We start from the raw sequence: 13456 nt of genomic DNA, 5'->3' as shown, positions 1-13456 counted from the left end.
CTGGCCATTGGCGAGGCGGTGCGGCCGGAGGTGGTCAAGCCGGAGACGAAGGATTTCTTCGCCGGCATCCTGGCCGGGCGCGGCCGCGTGGAGGGCGTGTTCGCCGACGGTGCCCTGGTGGCCTACGGCGTGCTGCAGACCGTGCTGCCGACTTATGACGATCCCCGGCCGTTCATCGGCGCTGCGCCGGACGCGCCCGTGGCCAAGCTGGCGGGCGCCTCGGTGGCGACGGCGTTTCGCGGCCGCGGCCTGCAACGGGCGCTGATTGCGGCGCGGGTGGGATTGGTGTACCAAACGGACATCTTGTTTGCGACGTCTGCACCGGCAAATCAGCCCAGTTGGATGAATTTGCTGTCCGAAGGTTTTTCGATCCGCGCTTTAGTCCCTTACTATGGCGGCCATCTGCGGTATTTGATGGTGCGCGATGGAACCGAGCTCGCGCCGCGGGACGAAAAACGCATCGCCCCAGGGGACACCGAGCAGCAAATCGCCTGCTTGGCCACCGGCTGGCGTGGCGTGGCGGCTCGGCCCACCTCGGACGGGATTCGCATTCTCTATGTTTTCGGCGGCGAAGATGACCGATTTTCCCAAGGACCGGGCAGTCCTGGAAATTGATCTTGGGGCCATTCGGCGCAATTGGCGCACGGTGCGGGCGGCCTTCAGCGGCGCCACCGTCGGCGCCGTGGTCAAGCAGGATGCCTATGGCCTCGGGGTTGCGACCCTGGCGCCGCTGCTGTCCGACCTGGGGTGCCGCGATTTCTGGGTGGCGGACTTCGACGAGGGACTGAGCCTGCGCGCCCTGCTGCCGCAGGCCCGGATCTATGTGATGCACGGCCTCGCCGGGGCGCCCGCGGCGGAGTTCCGCGCCCGCCATCTGGTGCCGGTGCTGATGGACCCGTCCGAACTGCCCCTGGCGCGGGCGGAGGCGGCGCGGGCGGGCCGGTTCGATATCGGCATTCAACTGGATACCGGCCTCGGCCGGCTGGGGTTCACCCTGGCGGACGTCAAGCGCCTCAGCGCCGACGACACCGCCCTGGACGGCCTGCGCCTCGTGACCCTGATCACCCATCTGGCGCGGTTCGCCGATCCGCAGGCCCGGCGCAACACCCACCAATGGCGGCGGTTCCGCGCCTGGGCCCAGGCGCTGCCGGACGCCCCCCTCAGCTTCTGCGCCTCCGCGGGCGTGTTCGGCCCGCCGGAGCGTCATTGCAGCCATGCCCGGGTCGGCAGCGCGCTCTATGGGGTGGAGACCACGCCCGCGCGGCCGCAGCCGATCCAGATGGCCGCGCGCCTGACGGCGCCGATCCTGCGGGTGGCGGATGTGCGGGCCGGAGTGGAAGTGGGCTATGGCGGCGTCTATCGCACCACCCAGCCGCGCCGCCTCGCCCATCTCGCCGCCGGCTATGGGGACGGCGTGCCGTTCTCCTTCCGCCATCCCGCCCAGGTGCGCCTGGGCGGACATGGCGTGCCGGTGGTGGGCGGCGTGGCCATGAGCATGATGACCATCGACGTGACCGACCTGCCGCCGGGGCTCGCGGTGCCCGGCGCGCGGGCGGAATTGTTCGGCCCGGCGCTGCCGGTGGACCAGTTGGCCGCCGCCGCGGGCCTCGCCCCCAACGCGGTCATGGTGGCCGCCGGCCATCGCACCCGGCGGATCTATCGCGACACCGCCGAATTCATCCCCGCCGACGCCCTGCCGCCAGAGATTGCCGCCGGCCGGAGCGACGGCCTGCCGCCCATGGCCGTGCGCGGCGCCGGCGCCGTTACCCAGGACGATGACCGTCGCATGATGCAGGGACAGGGGCGCGCCGCGCTCTGAGGCGGTTCCGCTGGCGGGGCGCGGGCGGCTTTACCACGCCGGGCGGGACGGATTGCCGGTTGTCCCCGGATCGATATAGCCTGGGCCGGCAAAGGCGCGCGGCAAAGCGCGGCTTGCGGAGGGGCATGACTTTGCGCAGGGGCGAGACTTTGCTCAGAGGCGTGACTTTGCACAGAGGCCTGGACGCATCGCCCGACGTTCTGTGGGGCGGGCCGTTCAAGGTTGACTTTGCCTCTTCGAACACCGGTGGAAAGCTGCTAACCGTCCTGAACTGTGAGCAAGCTTGCAAAGGGTTTGCACGGGACGGCGCGGGGCTCGGGAGAGGCGCAAAATGCTGACGATGTCGTGCCGCGCCGCAAAGCGTGTGACAGCGCCCTGGAGCGCAGCCGCATGAGTGCGCTGCTCGAGACCGCGCAGATCATGTCCACCTGCGAGATCGCCGCCGATTTCGACGACCTGCTGAAGGTGGCGGCGTGGCTCGCCGACCTCGCGGAGCAGGACGGCTGGCCGGACCGGATGCGGTTCGGGCTTGACCTCAGCGTGGAGGAGGCGGTGACCAACGTCATCTCCTACGGCTTCGAGGGCGTTGACCGCCCGCCGCAGATCCGGCTGGAGTATTTCCACCTCCCGGCCGGGCATGTGGCCATGCGGATCGTCGACAACGGCCGGCCGTTCGATCCCATCTCGGTCGGCCCGCCGCATGTGCCCACCTCCATCGAAGACGCGCGCGTTGGCGGCCATGGCGTCCAGCTGATGCGTCACTTCCTGGCGGATCTGGCCTATGAGCGGGTGGGGGACGAAAATCGCTTCACCCTGGTGGCCGATCCCAAGAAGGGCGCCGCTTAGCCCGTTTTCGAGCGAAGTGGATACCGGTTCGCGAGAAGAAAACGCGACACACCACCTCAAACGCGGTTTCCATAGGCCGCCTCCCGGACGGGCGGGGACCGCAATCTCGAAAATAATGATCGCGGCGTCGCAAATGACATGACATTTGCGACACAATGTCATGTTCTATCCCCGGCCCTCGAACGGTGTCAGGTCGCTGCGGCCTGACACCAGAATCTGCCTTCCGCACTGAGAAATCGCGCATGGTGTCGCCGGAAAACCGGTTTTCCCATTCGGCATCACGCCTTAAGCGCTGCGGCCTGATGGAGCGTCCGCCGTGTTGATCCTCGCCCAACTTTTCGCCGGTCTCGGGCTGCTGTTTGTCGGCCTGAAGCTGATGGGATCGCACCTCCAGCACGCCATGGGGCGCAGGGTGCGCCGGCTGCTGCGCGCCGCCACCGTGTCGCGGGCCGCCGGTTTCCTGTGCGGCACGGTCGCCGGGGCCATCACCCAGTCCAGCAATGCGGTCACCCTGATCTGCGCCAATCTGGTGCGCGGCGGGGTGTTTTCCCCCCGTGATGCCATTCCGGTGGTGGCCGGGGCCAATGTGGGCACCTCGGCCCTGGTGTTCATCGCCTCCGTCAACATGAAGGTGGCGGTGCTGTATCTGGTGGCGCTGGTGGGGATGGGGTTCCATCTGCGCATGCATGCCCGCCCCGCATGGCGGGAGTGGATGGGGGTGGCGCTGGGGCTGGCGCTGCTGTTCCTGGGGCTGGACTTCATCAAGTCCGCCCCGGCGGGCCTGAACCTGGCCGAAACCGCCCGTGTCATCGGCGATGTGCTGACCCCGACCCGCGGCTTCTTCCTCGGCATGGTGCTGGCGGTCATCACCCAGTCGGCCTCCACGCCCACCATCCTGGCGGTGGCGGTGGTGCAGACCCAGGTGCTGGGGCTGGGCGATGCCATTTTCGTGGTGCTGGGCGCCAATCTCGGCTCGGGCCTCGCCACCTTGCTCTCCGCCGGCGATCTGAAGGGCAGCGCCCGGCAATTGTGCATCTCCGCCATATTGGTGAAGGTGTCTGGCTGCGTCATGGTCGGCGCGGCGGCGCTGGCGGCGATCCTGCTGGGGCACAATCTGGATGAGCTGCTGCGCTATCTGGGCGGCGGCGATCCGGCCTTCGCCATCTCGGTGGTGTTCTTCGCGCTGCAACTCTCCGGCGGCGCCCTGGTGGTGATCATGATCGGGGTCAGCGAGGCGATCTCGGCCCGCTTCAGCCCGCCCACCCGCGAGGACCACCTGTCGCGGCCGCGCTTCATCCACGACCAGGCGGTGAAGGACCCCTCCACCGCCCTCGACCTGGTGGCGCGGGAAACGGCCCGGCTGGTGACCCGCCTGCCGCGCCTGCTGCCCGATCTGGACCAGCGCGCCGCCGACGACCCCAAGGCCCGGGATGCGGCCTGGCGCGGCGCCGATGCCATCGCCGCCGCCACCGACCGCTTCCTGGTGGACCTGATCGACCAGCATCTGACGCGCGCCGACCTGCATATCACCTTGCGGGCGCAGACCCAGGTGGAACTGGTGCGGGCGCTGCAGGAGACCCTGCACGAATTCGGCACCGTGGTGGACGCGTTCAATCCGCCGCCGCCGCTGATCTTCAACCTGTCGGAATCCCTGCGCGCGCTGCTGCTGGTGCTCACCGACGCGGTGCCCGCGGACGCCAGCCCGGCGGATCTCGATGTCCTGGACGCCCTGACCGCCGATCGCAGCGGCCTGCTGGACCGGATCCGGCGGGAACTGGCCGCCTCCTGCGCCACCGGCGGCGACGAGGTGCGCAACCTCATGCGCGCCACCAGCCTGTTCGAACGCGCCATCTGGCTGGTGCGCCGGTTGTCCTTGGCGTTGCGTCCAGGGCCAAATGAGGATAATCCGCCCAGTGCGGAGTCAGATCGGCTGCTGTCGCCAGCTGACATGTAAAGTGCTCTCGGAGTGACGGTTCAGGTCGCCGACCAAGCGTCAACCTGCCGGATCCGGTTCCCAACCATGGGCCGCAATGCTCGAGGAAAGTGCGGATGCAGATCGAGACTGAAGAAAACGGCGCGGATACCGTCCTCAAGGTCAGCGGACGGCTGGACACGCTGAATGCCAAGCCGTTCGAGGGCAAGCTGCTGGAAGCGGTGAAGCAGTCCAATGGCTGCATCATCGTCGACCTGACCGGCGTCGACTATGTGTCCTCGTCCGGCCTGCGGGCGCTGCTGGTGGCCGGCAAGGCCATGACGCCCCACAAGCGCAAGCTGCGCCTGAAGTCGCTTCAGCCGCAGATCCAGGAAGTGTTCGACATCTCCGGCTTCTCGGCGCTGTTCGAGATTGCCTGAGCGGCGGCGACCGTCCCGCGGTCGCTTTCCCCTCCGCGTCGGCCCCGCGCGCCACGGCACCGCTGTTCAGTAGCAGCGGGGCTCAGTGCCCGCCGCTCTTGCTGTCGCTGATCTTGTCCGACCACGCCAGCACCAGGCTGGAGCCCACAAACACCACATGGATGACGACCAGCCACATCAGCGTGGTCTGGTTTGCCTCCGGGGTCAGGTTCATGAACGCCTTCAGCAGCTGGATGGCGGAGATGGCGACGATGGAGGCCAGCAGCTTCTGCTTGAGGCCGGCGAAATCCACCTTGGTCATCCATTCCGGCCAGTCCGGATGGCCTGCCGGGTCGATCTTCGAGACGAAGTTTTCATAGCCCGAGAAGATGACGATCAGCACCAGATTGCCGGTCAGGGTGAGATCCACCAGCGCCAGGATGCCCAGGATGATATCGCTCTCGGTGGCCGACAGGGCGATGGAGACGAAGTGCAGCAGTTCGCGGCCGAACTTGAACAGCAGCACCAGCAGCGCCACCACCAGCCCGAGATAGAACGGCGCCATCAGCCAGCGGCTGCGGAACAGAATGCTTTCGATGGCCCGTTCGAGCATTGGGTCTTCCTGTTGAGCCTGCCCCATGCCGTGCGGCCGGGGAGCGCCTCGGGCTCTCTACCACATTGTACACGACGCTTTCATCGCCAACATGCGGGGCGCGGCCGCGGGAGACGCCGCCGGCAGCTAGCGCTCGTTGAGGTTATGCACCACCGTCACGGTGTCGCCGCCGCAGGTCTGGCAGCAGCCCTTGCAGGCTTTCTTGCCGTTGATGCCCACCCCCCAGTACAAGGAATAATTGCCCTTCACGGCGGCGCCATAGCAGATGGTCTCGCCCCGGACGCAGCTCAGCTTATACTGCGCGACATTGAAGTCGCGGATCACGTAGACCCGGTCCGATGCTGGCCAGACATGCTTGCGGTTCTGCGAGTAGAAGGCGACATCCACCGCATTCTTGTGAAAGCTGCGGATCTGAAAGGTGAGCGAATCCGCCTTGGCGCTGCCGAATGACCCGAGCACGCCCACACACAGCGTGATCGCCACCGCGATCGCCGTCAAACACCGCCTCATGGACGCGCCCCTCCGCTCCGGATCCGGCGCAGCCCTGGTGACGCGCTCCGCGGCCATTCTAACCGGCGGTTGTCATTTGGAAAGAGGTAGCCGAAGGCGGCGGCGGTCATGGTCCGGCCCGCACCCGGGCCGGCTGCGGGGCAGCGGGCCGGGGCGTGAGCGGGGGATGGGCGGCGCTATTCCTTCACCGCCCCGGTCATGGACGAGACGTAATAGTCCACGAAGAAGGAATAGAGGATCACCACCGGCAGCGAGCCGATCAGCGCGCCGGCCATCAGCGATCCCCATTCATAGACGTCCGAGCGCACCAGTTCGGTGAGCACGCCCACGGGAACCGTCTTGTTCTCCGACGACTGGATGAAGGTCAGCGCATAGATGAACTCGTTCCACGACAGGGTGAACGAGAAGATGCCGGCGGAGATCAGCCCCGGCACCGAGAGCGGCAGCAGCACCTTGATGAGGATCTGCCAGCGCGAGGCGCCGTCCACCAAGGCGCATTCCTCAAGCTCATAGGGAATGGAGCGGAAATAGCCCATGAGCAGCCAGGTGGAGAACGGCACCAGGAAGGTGGGATAGGTGAAGATCAGCGCCAGCTTGGTGTCATAGATGCCGAGCTTGAACACCATCAGCGCCAGCGGGATGAACAGGATCGAGGGCGGCACCAGATAGGCCAGGAAGATGCCGAGCCCCACCCAGCGCGCGCCCTTGAAGCGCAGGCGCTCAATGGCATAAGCGGCGAACACCGAGGCCACCAGCGAGATGAAGGTGGCCGCCACCGAGACGTAGATCGTGTTCCACAGCCAGTAGGGATAGGAGGTCTCGAACAGGAGATACTTGATGTGGTCCAGCGTCGGCTCCACCACCCAGAGCGGGGAGTAATTGGCGTAGTCGGTGAGCTGGTAGTTCGGTTTGATGGCGGTGATCGTCATCCAATAGAACGGAAACAGCAGCACGAACACGAACACCAGCAGCGGCAGGAACACCGTGATCATGCGGCGCGGCAGGCTGTCCAGATAGCTCATGCCGGTGGAATTGTCGGCGGCGCCGGGTTTGGCGATGGAATGATCGGTCATGGCGTCAACGTCCCCACAGGGAAAAGGAAAAGGGCGAGGGGGAAGGGCAGGGCAGGCGCGGGCGCATCAGTCCGCCCCGCCCTGTTGCCATTTGCGCCGCTGCAGGCCGAAGTAGGAGAACAGGATCGCCGACAGCAGGAACGGGATCATCGCCACGGCGATGGCCGCGCCCTCGCCCAATTGCCCGCCGGGAATGGCGCGCTGGAACGACAGGGTGGCCATGAGCTGGGTGGCATTGAGCGGGCCGCCGCGGGTCAGCACATAGATCAGCTGGAAATCGGTGAAGGTGAACAGCACCGAGAAGGTCATCACCACCGCGATGATCGGCGAGAGCATGGGCAAGGTGATGAAGCGGAACCGCTGCCAGCCGTTGGCGCCATCCAGGGTGGCGGCCTCGTGCAGGGACTGCGGGATGGTCTGCAGGCCCGCCAGCAGCGAGATGGCGACAAACGGGATGCCGCGCCAGACATTGGCCGCGATCACCGAGGCCCGGGCATTGGTGGTGTCGCCGAGAAAATTGATGTTGTGCTCAATAAGCCCCATCTTGATGAGCGCCCAGGAGATCACCGAGAACTGCGCGTCGAAGATCCACCAGAAGGCGATGGCCGAGAGCACCGTGGGCACCACCCACGGCAGCAGGATCACGGCGCGGAAGAAGGATTTGAACGGCAGATTCTGGTTCAGCAGCATGGCCAGCCACAGGCCGAGGGCGAACTTCAGGATCGAGGCGGCGATGGTGTAGAGCAGGGTGTTGAACACCGAGAGCAGGAACAGGCTGTCATCGAACAGCGACTGGTAGTTCTCCAGCCCGATGAACACGCCGTCGCGGCCGATCCGCGTGTCGGTAAATCCGAGCCAGACCCCGAGCCCCAGCGGATAGGTGAGGAACAGGAGCAGGAACACCGCCGCGGGCAGCATGAACAGCAGCCCCAGGATGTGACGGCCCTGCCCGACCCCGGACAGCCAGGCGCGGAAGGGGGAGGATGACGCTCGGGGCGCCGCGATATCAGCCATGAACGCAAATCTCCGAAAGCGGCCCTCGGCCGGTGCTGCGGCGCAAAGGCCATGTCAGGCTGGGTCAGGCCGGCGCCCCAAGGCGCGCGATGCCGACGAAATCTCACGATGAAGGCAGGCCATGCCGGCCTGCGGGGGCGCCGCCGCGGCGGCCGCCGGTGCCCGGGGGAACAGGGGGAAGCCCAGTCAATGTGACCGGCGAAGCATCGCCTGAGCTTCCACCCATCCTTCCCCACCGGGAATGCCATGCCCGCGGCGCCGTCCGGCGCTGCGGGCATGAGGTTCTCAGCCGCGATAGATGCGGGACGCGCGCTGCTCGGCGCGCTTGGCCGCCTCTTCCGGGGTGCGCTGGCCGGTGGCGGCTTCCGCCACCATGTCCACCACGATCCAGTCGGCCATGGCGGCGGCGGACTGCGGGCCCAGCGGGCCGGCATAGCCGTTCGGCCGCAGGGTTTCCGAGGCCTTGCCGTACGGCACGTTGATCGGGTTGGAGGTCCAGATCGGATTGCTGGCGAACGCCTTCAGCGTCTGGCAGCAATAGGCGCTGGAGCCCTGGATCCAGGCGTTCATCTGCGGCGCGTCGAACATGAAGGCGAGGTAGGCCTGCGCCGCCTTGGGATACTTGGTGTATTTGAAGATGCAGGCCGAGGTGGTCTGATGCAGTTCCACCGACTTGCCGACCGGGCCGATGGGCAGGTTCACCGAACGCATGTCGGCGGCCATGTCCGCCAGCTTGGGATCGTTCTTGGCGGCATAGTAGAGCGACACGCCGTTGGCGGTGACCGAGATTTCACCGGCCAGGAAGGCGCGGTTGTTATTCACGTCCAGCCAGCTCTCGGTGCCCGGAATGAAGGTCTGGTAGAGTTCGCGGGCATATTTCAGGCCGGCGATGGTCTCCGGGCTGTTGATGGTCACCTTGCCCTTGTCGTTGACCATCTCGCCGCCATGGCTCCACAGGATCCAATGGCAGTAATTGTTGCCGTCGCCCACGCCGTGGCCCAGCGTGAAGCCCATGGGATGGCCCTTGGCCTTGAGCGCCTTGCCCAGTTCCAGGAACGCCTTGGTATCCTTCGGGAATTCGCTGAAGCCGGCGTCTTTCACCCAGCTGTCGCGATAGATGATCGCATTGCCGATGGTGGCCAGCGGCAAGGCCACATACTTGCCGGAGTTGAGCGCATAGGCTTCCGGGGCCGGATACCAGCCGCCGTAGGTGGCGCCCAGGCCCTTGGCCAGGGTGGACACGTCCAGCAGCTTGTCGGGATATTGCTGGGCATCGTCGAACCACACCCAGACGATGTCCGGGCCGGAGCCCACATTGGCGGCCACCGCCGCCTTGGGGCGGATGTCCTCCCAGCTTTCCTTATCGATGCGCACCTCGATGCCGGTGGCTTCGGTGAACTTCTTGGTATTGGCGATCCAGGCCTCTTCCTCGGCCTTCACGAACGGCGACCAGCGCAGCATGCGCAGGCTGGCGCCGGGCTCCGGCTCGAATTTCGGCATGGCCTGCGCGAAGCTCGGCGCGCTGCCCATCACGGGCAATGCGGCCGCTCCCGCGAGGCCGGCGCCGCCCAGCAGCACGTTGCGTCTGGAAATCGTCATCTTGGCGTTCCTCCGTTTGAGCGCCCCGCCCGGTCTGTGCCGATGCGGGTCGGTTGGCGTCCACCCTTGCCGCGTCGGCGATGCCGCGCAGTCTTTCGGGTCCTTTATTATGCATAAGTCGCGGCGGTCCGGCACGAGCCGGAATGCCAAAAGCGGCGCGCCGTCCAGCGGCGCGCGGCCTCACAGACGCTGGCCGGTGGCCCCGTCGAAGATGTGGGTCAGGCCCGGCTGGGGCGAGATGTGGAAGATCTCGCCCGGCTTGAGCGTGAGGCGCTCGCGGAACAGGCAGGCGATCTCCTGCGTGCCCAGGCGCGCCATCACCAGGATTTCCGAGCCGGTGGGCTCCACCACGATCACTTCCACCGGCACGCCGTTGGGATCGATGCGGATATGCTCCGGCCGCATGCCATAGACCGCGGGCTTGCCCACGGACCCTTCCGGCACCCGGTCCACCGGCAGGCGTTGGCCGTCCGGCGTCACAAAGGCAGCGCTGCCATTCACCTCGATCTTGCCCTTGATGAAATTCATGGAGGGCGAGCCGATGAAGCCGGCAACGAACTGGTTGGCCGGCTGGTCATAGAGATCCAGCGGTGCGCCGATCTGCTCCACCACGCCGTCGTGCATCACCACGATCTTGTCGGCCATGGTCATGGCTTCGATCTGGTCATGGGTGACGTAGACCGTGGTGGTTTTCAGCCGCTGGTGCAGTTCCTTGATCTCGGTGCGCATCTGCACCCGCAGCTTGGCATCGAGGTTGGAGAGCGGTTCGTCGAACAGGAACACCTGCGGATCGCGCACGATGGCGCGGCCCATGGCGACGCGCTGGCGCTGGCCGCCGGACAACTGGCGGGGAAAGCGATCCAGCAGCTGGGTCAGGCCGAGGATGTCGGCGGCGCGGTTCACCCGCTTGTCGATTTCCGCCTGCGGCCCGCCGCGCAATTTGAGCGAGAAGCCCATGTTGGCGCCCACCGTCATGTGCGGATAGAGCGCGTAATTCTGGAACACCATGGCGATGTCCCGCTCCTTGGGCGGCACATCATTCACCAGGCGGTTGCCGATTCGAATCTCGCCGCCGCTGATGTTCTCGAGCCCGGCGATCATCCGCAGGAGGGTCGACTTGCCGCAGCCCGACGGTCCCACCAGGACAACGAACTCCCCATCCTGGATGTCGATATCGACGCCGTGAATGACGGCCGTCGAGCCGTAGGCTTTCTTAACCGCGCGGATGTCAACCGTCGCCATCGCGTCCTGCTCCTTGTCCAGCCACGAGGGCTGCGTGTTCCACCCGTATGAGGCTCCGTTCAGCGGATCGCCGCCGTCGGTACCTTCGTGCGTCGCCTGTGGCGCCGTCGCCCCTTAGCCCAGGGCGTGGCGCGATCATGGTGCGGCTGCGCCCCGCGATCAAGCAGAGATTAAAACGATTGAACCAAAGCATAATGACGCTTATCCAGGCCCGGCCCCGGGCCGTCCCCGGCCTGGTGGCGCTTGATCCATCGCTTGCCCGCGAGTTCGCCGCCATGACTTCCGCTCCCGCTGCTTCCGCCCGCCCGACCCTGCTCCTCACCGGAGCGATCATGGAAGATGTGGTGGAGCGCCAGTTGGCGGGTCGGTTCGATCTGCTGGGGCCGCAGGACCTGGATGCCCAGATCGCCGCCCACGCCGGCGCGATTCGCGGCCTGGCCACCAAGGGCAAGCTGCGGGTGGATGGGGCGCTGATGGATCGCCTGCCGAAGCTGGAGATCATCTCCAATTTCGGCGTCGGCTATGACACCGTGGACGCCGCCGCCGCCGCCGCGCGCGGCATCGTCGTCACCAATACCCCCGACGTGCTCAATGAAGAGGTGGCGGACCTCGCCCTCGGCCTGCTGCTGGCCACGGTGCGGAACCTGCCGCAGGCGGATCGCTTCGTGCGCGCCGGCTCCTGGGCGACCGGGGCGTTCCCGCTCAGCGCCACCTTGCGCGACCGCACCGTGGGCATCGTCGGCATGGGCCGCATCGGCAAGGCCATCGCCAAGCGCATCGAGGCCTTCGGCCTGCCCATCGTCTATCATACCCGCCGCCCGCAGGCGGACGTGCCCTTCACCCATTATCCCGACCTGCTGGCCATGGCGAAGGCCGTGGATACGCTGGTGCTGATCCTTCCCGGCGGCGCGGCGACCCGCAATCTCATCAATGCCGAGGTGCTGGCGGCGCTCGGCCCGCGCGGCATCCTGATCAATGTGGCCCGCGGCACCGTGGTGGACGAGCCGGCGCTGCTGAAGGCGTTGCAGGACAAGACCATCCTCGCCGCCGGCCTCGACGTGTTCGTGGACGAGCCCCGCGTGCCCGAGGCCTTCTTCGGCCTGGAGAATGTGGTGCTGCTGCCGCACGTGGGCTCCGCCACCCATCATACCCGCAACGCCATGGGCCAATTGGTGGTGGACAATCTGGTGTCCTGGTTCGCCGGCAAGGGGCCGGTGACGCCGGTGGCCGAGACGCCGTTTCCGCGCCCCTGAGGCGCTCGGCCCCGCGCGGATTTCGCCCCTCGGGGGACTGATCGCGCCATGTCCGCCGGTTGACTTTCGCCCCGAACAGCGCGTGCCTACGGGCGGCGCGCCATCGCGGCGACGGGCAATGGGCAAGACATATGCGCTGCACTTTCTTGCGTTCCCTGGCTTTCGGTCTCGCTCCGGGCCGCACCGCACGCGGTGCGCAGCGTGGGATCTGGGCCACGATGGTCGCGCTGCGGTGGGTGATGGTGTCTGCCTTGGTGGCGGTGCCGGCCACGGCATGGGCGCAAAGCCCTCCGCCGGGCCTCATTCCCGGCGGCGGCGCCAAGGGCGCGCCCAAGGCGGCGCCCGCAGCCAAGCCGTCCACCTCCCCGGCCCCCAAGGTGATCGATCCGGCCTTGCGCGCCGATGTGGAGCGCCGGGCGGGCACATTCACCCTGACCAGCGCCGATGGCGAGCGCGCCTGCCCGCTGGTGCTGAAGACCACGGCCGCCGGGCCGGGCTTTGCGCTGGCGTTTGCCGCCGACGGCTGCCCGGTCATCCCCTTCACCGCCCAGGTGGTGGCCTGGCTGCCGGACCCCTCCGGGTCGATCCGCCTCCTGAGCGCCCCGGGCCGCACCGTGGTCGAATTCACCGAAGGGGCGGCCGGGACCTATGAGGCGCTGCGGGAGGGCGACGGGGTCTATTTCATCGCCACGCCGACGGCTTTGCAGGAAGACGTGGTCCATCCCGAGGAGATGCTCGGGGAGTGGGATCTCAGCCGGGCCGCCGGGACCCCCCTGTGCCGCTGGATCTTCACCGACGCGCCGGTGGCAACGGCGGCGTTCGCGGTCCGTGTCGGCCCCGGCTGCGAGCCGGGGCTGGCGGCCTTTAACCCCGTCGCCTGGCGGCTGGAGGGGGGCAATGTGCTGGTCACGTCCGGGTCCGGCGCCAGCACATTGCGATTCGCCCGGCAGGAAGATGGGGGGTGGGCAAAGGTACCTGAGCGCGGCCGTCCACTGCTCATGTCCCGGCCCTGATACGGTTAACGCGTCTCTGCGAGCGCTCCATAGCTAGCGCTGCATTGCGGCCTCATTGGAATCCGTCCGGAATGTGGCGAAAATGCAACGCCAGAATCCAGCATTCATGCGGGTCTGCCTATTGTGTAAGCATTTCTTGCCTC

The 13456-nt window shown here is 67.0% G+C and carries 13 protein-coding genes; 7 read left to right on the top strand and 6 right to left on the bottom strand.

Annotated elements, in window-relative coordinates; translation table 11 throughout:
• The first annotated feature begins 30 nt into the window (after window positions 1–30).
• The 5 genes from AAG816_RS20435 to AAG816_RS20415 all read left to right on the top strand — a co-directional run bounded on the left by AAG816_RS20435 (window position 31) and on the right by AAG816_RS20415 (window position 5017).
• Window positions 31–615, top strand: coding sequence for a hypothetical protein (locus AAG816_RS20435; RefSeq protein ID WP_341991527.1), 585 nt, complete (start codon window positions 31–33; stop codon window positions 613–615).
• A complete protein-coding gene (gene alr, locus AAG816_RS20430) occupies window positions 575–1819 on the top strand; it encodes an alanine racemase (RefSeq protein ID WP_341991526.1) in 1245 nt (414 codons plus the stop codon). The genes AAG816_RS20435 and alr overlap by 41 nt, the downstream gene beginning before the upstream one ends.
• A gap of 390 nt (window positions 1820–2209) precedes the next feature.
• Entirely contained in the window at window positions 2210–2665 is a 456-nt protein-coding gene (locus tag AAG816_RS20425) for an ATP-binding protein (protein ID WP_341991525.1), read from the top strand.
• 316 nt (window positions 2666–2981) lie between these two features.
• On the top strand, window positions 2982–4619 hold the full coding sequence (locus AAG816_RS20420; RefSeq protein WP_341991524.1) for a Na/Pi symporter: 1638 nt from the start codon (window positions 2982–2984) through the stop codon (window positions 4617–4619).
• 95 nt (window positions 4620–4714) lie between these two features.
• The gene (locus tag AAG816_RS20415; protein ID WP_341991523.1) at window positions 4715–5017 is read left to right on the top strand and encodes an STAS domain-containing protein; all 303 of its coding nucleotides are present in this window, start codon (window positions 4715–4717) and stop codon (window positions 5015–5017) included.
• A gap of 82 nt (window positions 5018–5099) precedes the next feature.
• Here AAG816_RS20415 and AAG816_RS20410 read toward each other — a convergent pair whose 3' ends face one another.
• The 6 genes from AAG816_RS20410 to ugpC all read right to left on the bottom strand — a co-directional run bounded on the left by AAG816_RS20410 (window position 5100) and on the right by ugpC (window position 11047).
• Window positions 5100–5609 (bottom strand): TIGR00645 family protein, encoded by a 510-nt coding sequence (locus tag AAG816_RS20410; protein WP_341991522.1) that lies wholly within the window; start codon window positions 5607–5609, stop codon window positions 5100–5102.
• A gap of 126 nt (window positions 5610–5735) precedes the next feature.
• Entirely contained in the window at window positions 5736–6107 is a 372-nt protein-coding gene (locus AAG816_RS20405; protein ID WP_341991521.1) for a hypothetical protein, read from the bottom strand.
• Window positions 6108–6295: 188 nt separating this feature from the next.
• The gene (locus AAG816_RS20400; protein ID WP_341991520.1) at window positions 6296–7192 is read right to left on the bottom strand and encodes a carbohydrate ABC transporter permease; all 897 of its coding nucleotides are present in this window, start codon (window positions 7190–7192) and stop codon (window positions 6296–6298) included.
• 66 nt (window positions 7193–7258) lie between these two features.
• Window positions 7259–8206: a sugar ABC transporter permease gene (locus tag AAG816_RS20395; RefSeq protein ID WP_341991519.1), complete on the bottom strand. Its 948-nt coding sequence runs from the start codon at window positions 8204–8206 to the stop codon at window positions 7259–7261.
• A gap of 285 nt (window positions 8207–8491) precedes the next feature.
• Window positions 8492–9805 (bottom strand): ABC transporter substrate-binding protein, encoded by a 1314-nt coding sequence (locus AAG816_RS20390; protein ID WP_341991518.1) that lies wholly within the window; start codon window positions 9803–9805, stop codon window positions 8492–8494.
• Between the two features lie 180 nt (window positions 9806–9985).
• Window positions 9986–11047, bottom strand: coding sequence for a sn-glycerol-3-phosphate ABC transporter ATP-binding protein UgpC (gene ugpC, locus AAG816_RS20385; protein WP_341991517.1), 1062 nt, complete (start codon window positions 11045–11047; stop codon window positions 9986–9988).
• Between the two features lie 275 nt (window positions 11048–11322).
• Here ugpC and AAG816_RS20380 point away from each other — a divergent pair, with 275 nt between their 5' ends.
• Entirely contained in the window at window positions 11323–12300 is a 978-nt protein-coding gene (locus AAG816_RS20380) for a 2-hydroxyacid dehydrogenase (RefSeq protein WP_341991516.1), read from the top strand.
• Between the two features lie 218 nt (window positions 12301–12518).
• Window positions 12519–13313 (top strand): protease inhibitor Inh/omp19 family protein, encoded by a 795-nt coding sequence (locus AAG816_RS20375; protein WP_341991515.1) that lies wholly within the window; start codon window positions 12519–12521, stop codon window positions 13311–13313.
• Window positions 13314–13456: the final 143 nt, after the last annotated feature.

The sequence above is a fragment of the Azorhizobium sp. AG788 genome (assembly GCF_943371865.1).
In the GTDB taxonomy this organism is placed as follows: Bacteria; Pseudomonadota; Alphaproteobacteria; order Rhizobiales; family Xanthobacteraceae; genus Azorhizobium.
The sequence above is the reverse complement of the archived record's forward strand: the minus strand, read 5'-3'. Positions and strand labels throughout refer to the sequence as shown.

What these genes read in the sequence shown, in the direction of transcription:
- alr (WP_341991526.1), top strand. Translation starts at nt 575, where the DNA reads ATGACCGATTTTCCCAAGGACCGGGCAGTCCTGGAAATTGATCTTGGG.
- AAG816_RS20380 (WP_341991516.1), top strand. Translation starts at nt 11,323, where the DNA reads ATGACTTCCGCTCCCGCTGCTTCCGCCCGCCCGACCCTGCTCCTCACC.
- AAG816_RS20400 (WP_341991520.1), bottom strand. Translation starts at nt 7,192, where the DNA reads ATGACCGATCATTCCATCGCCAAACCCGGCGCCGCCGACAATTCCACC.
- ugpC (WP_341991517.1), bottom strand. Translation starts at nt 11,047, where the DNA reads ATGGCGACGGTTGACATCCGCGCGGTTAAGAAAGCCTACGGCTCGACG.
- AAG816_RS20375 (WP_341991515.1), top strand. Translation starts at nt 12,519, where the DNA reads ATGGTCGCGCTGCGGTGGGTGATGGTGTCTGCCTTGGTGGCGGTGCCG.
- AAG816_RS20415 (WP_341991523.1), top strand. Translation starts at nt 4,715, where the DNA reads ATGCAGATCGAGACTGAAGAAAACGGCGCGGATACCGTCCTCAAGGTC.
- AAG816_RS20395 (WP_341991519.1), bottom strand. Translation starts at nt 8,206, where the DNA reads ATGGCTGATATCGCGGCGCCCCGAGCGTCATCCTCCCCCTTCCGCGCC.
- AAG816_RS20410 (WP_341991522.1), bottom strand. Translation starts at nt 5,609, where the DNA reads ATGCTCGAACGGGCCATCGAAAGCATTCTGTTCCGCAGCCGCTGGCTG.
- AAG816_RS20425 (WP_341991525.1), top strand. Translation starts at nt 2,210, where the DNA reads ATGAGTGCGCTGCTCGAGACCGCGCAGATCATGTCCACCTGCGAGATC.
- AAG816_RS20390 (WP_341991518.1), bottom strand. Translation starts at nt 9,805, where the DNA reads ATGACGATTTCCAGACGCAACGTGCTGCTGGGCGGCGCCGGCCTCGCG.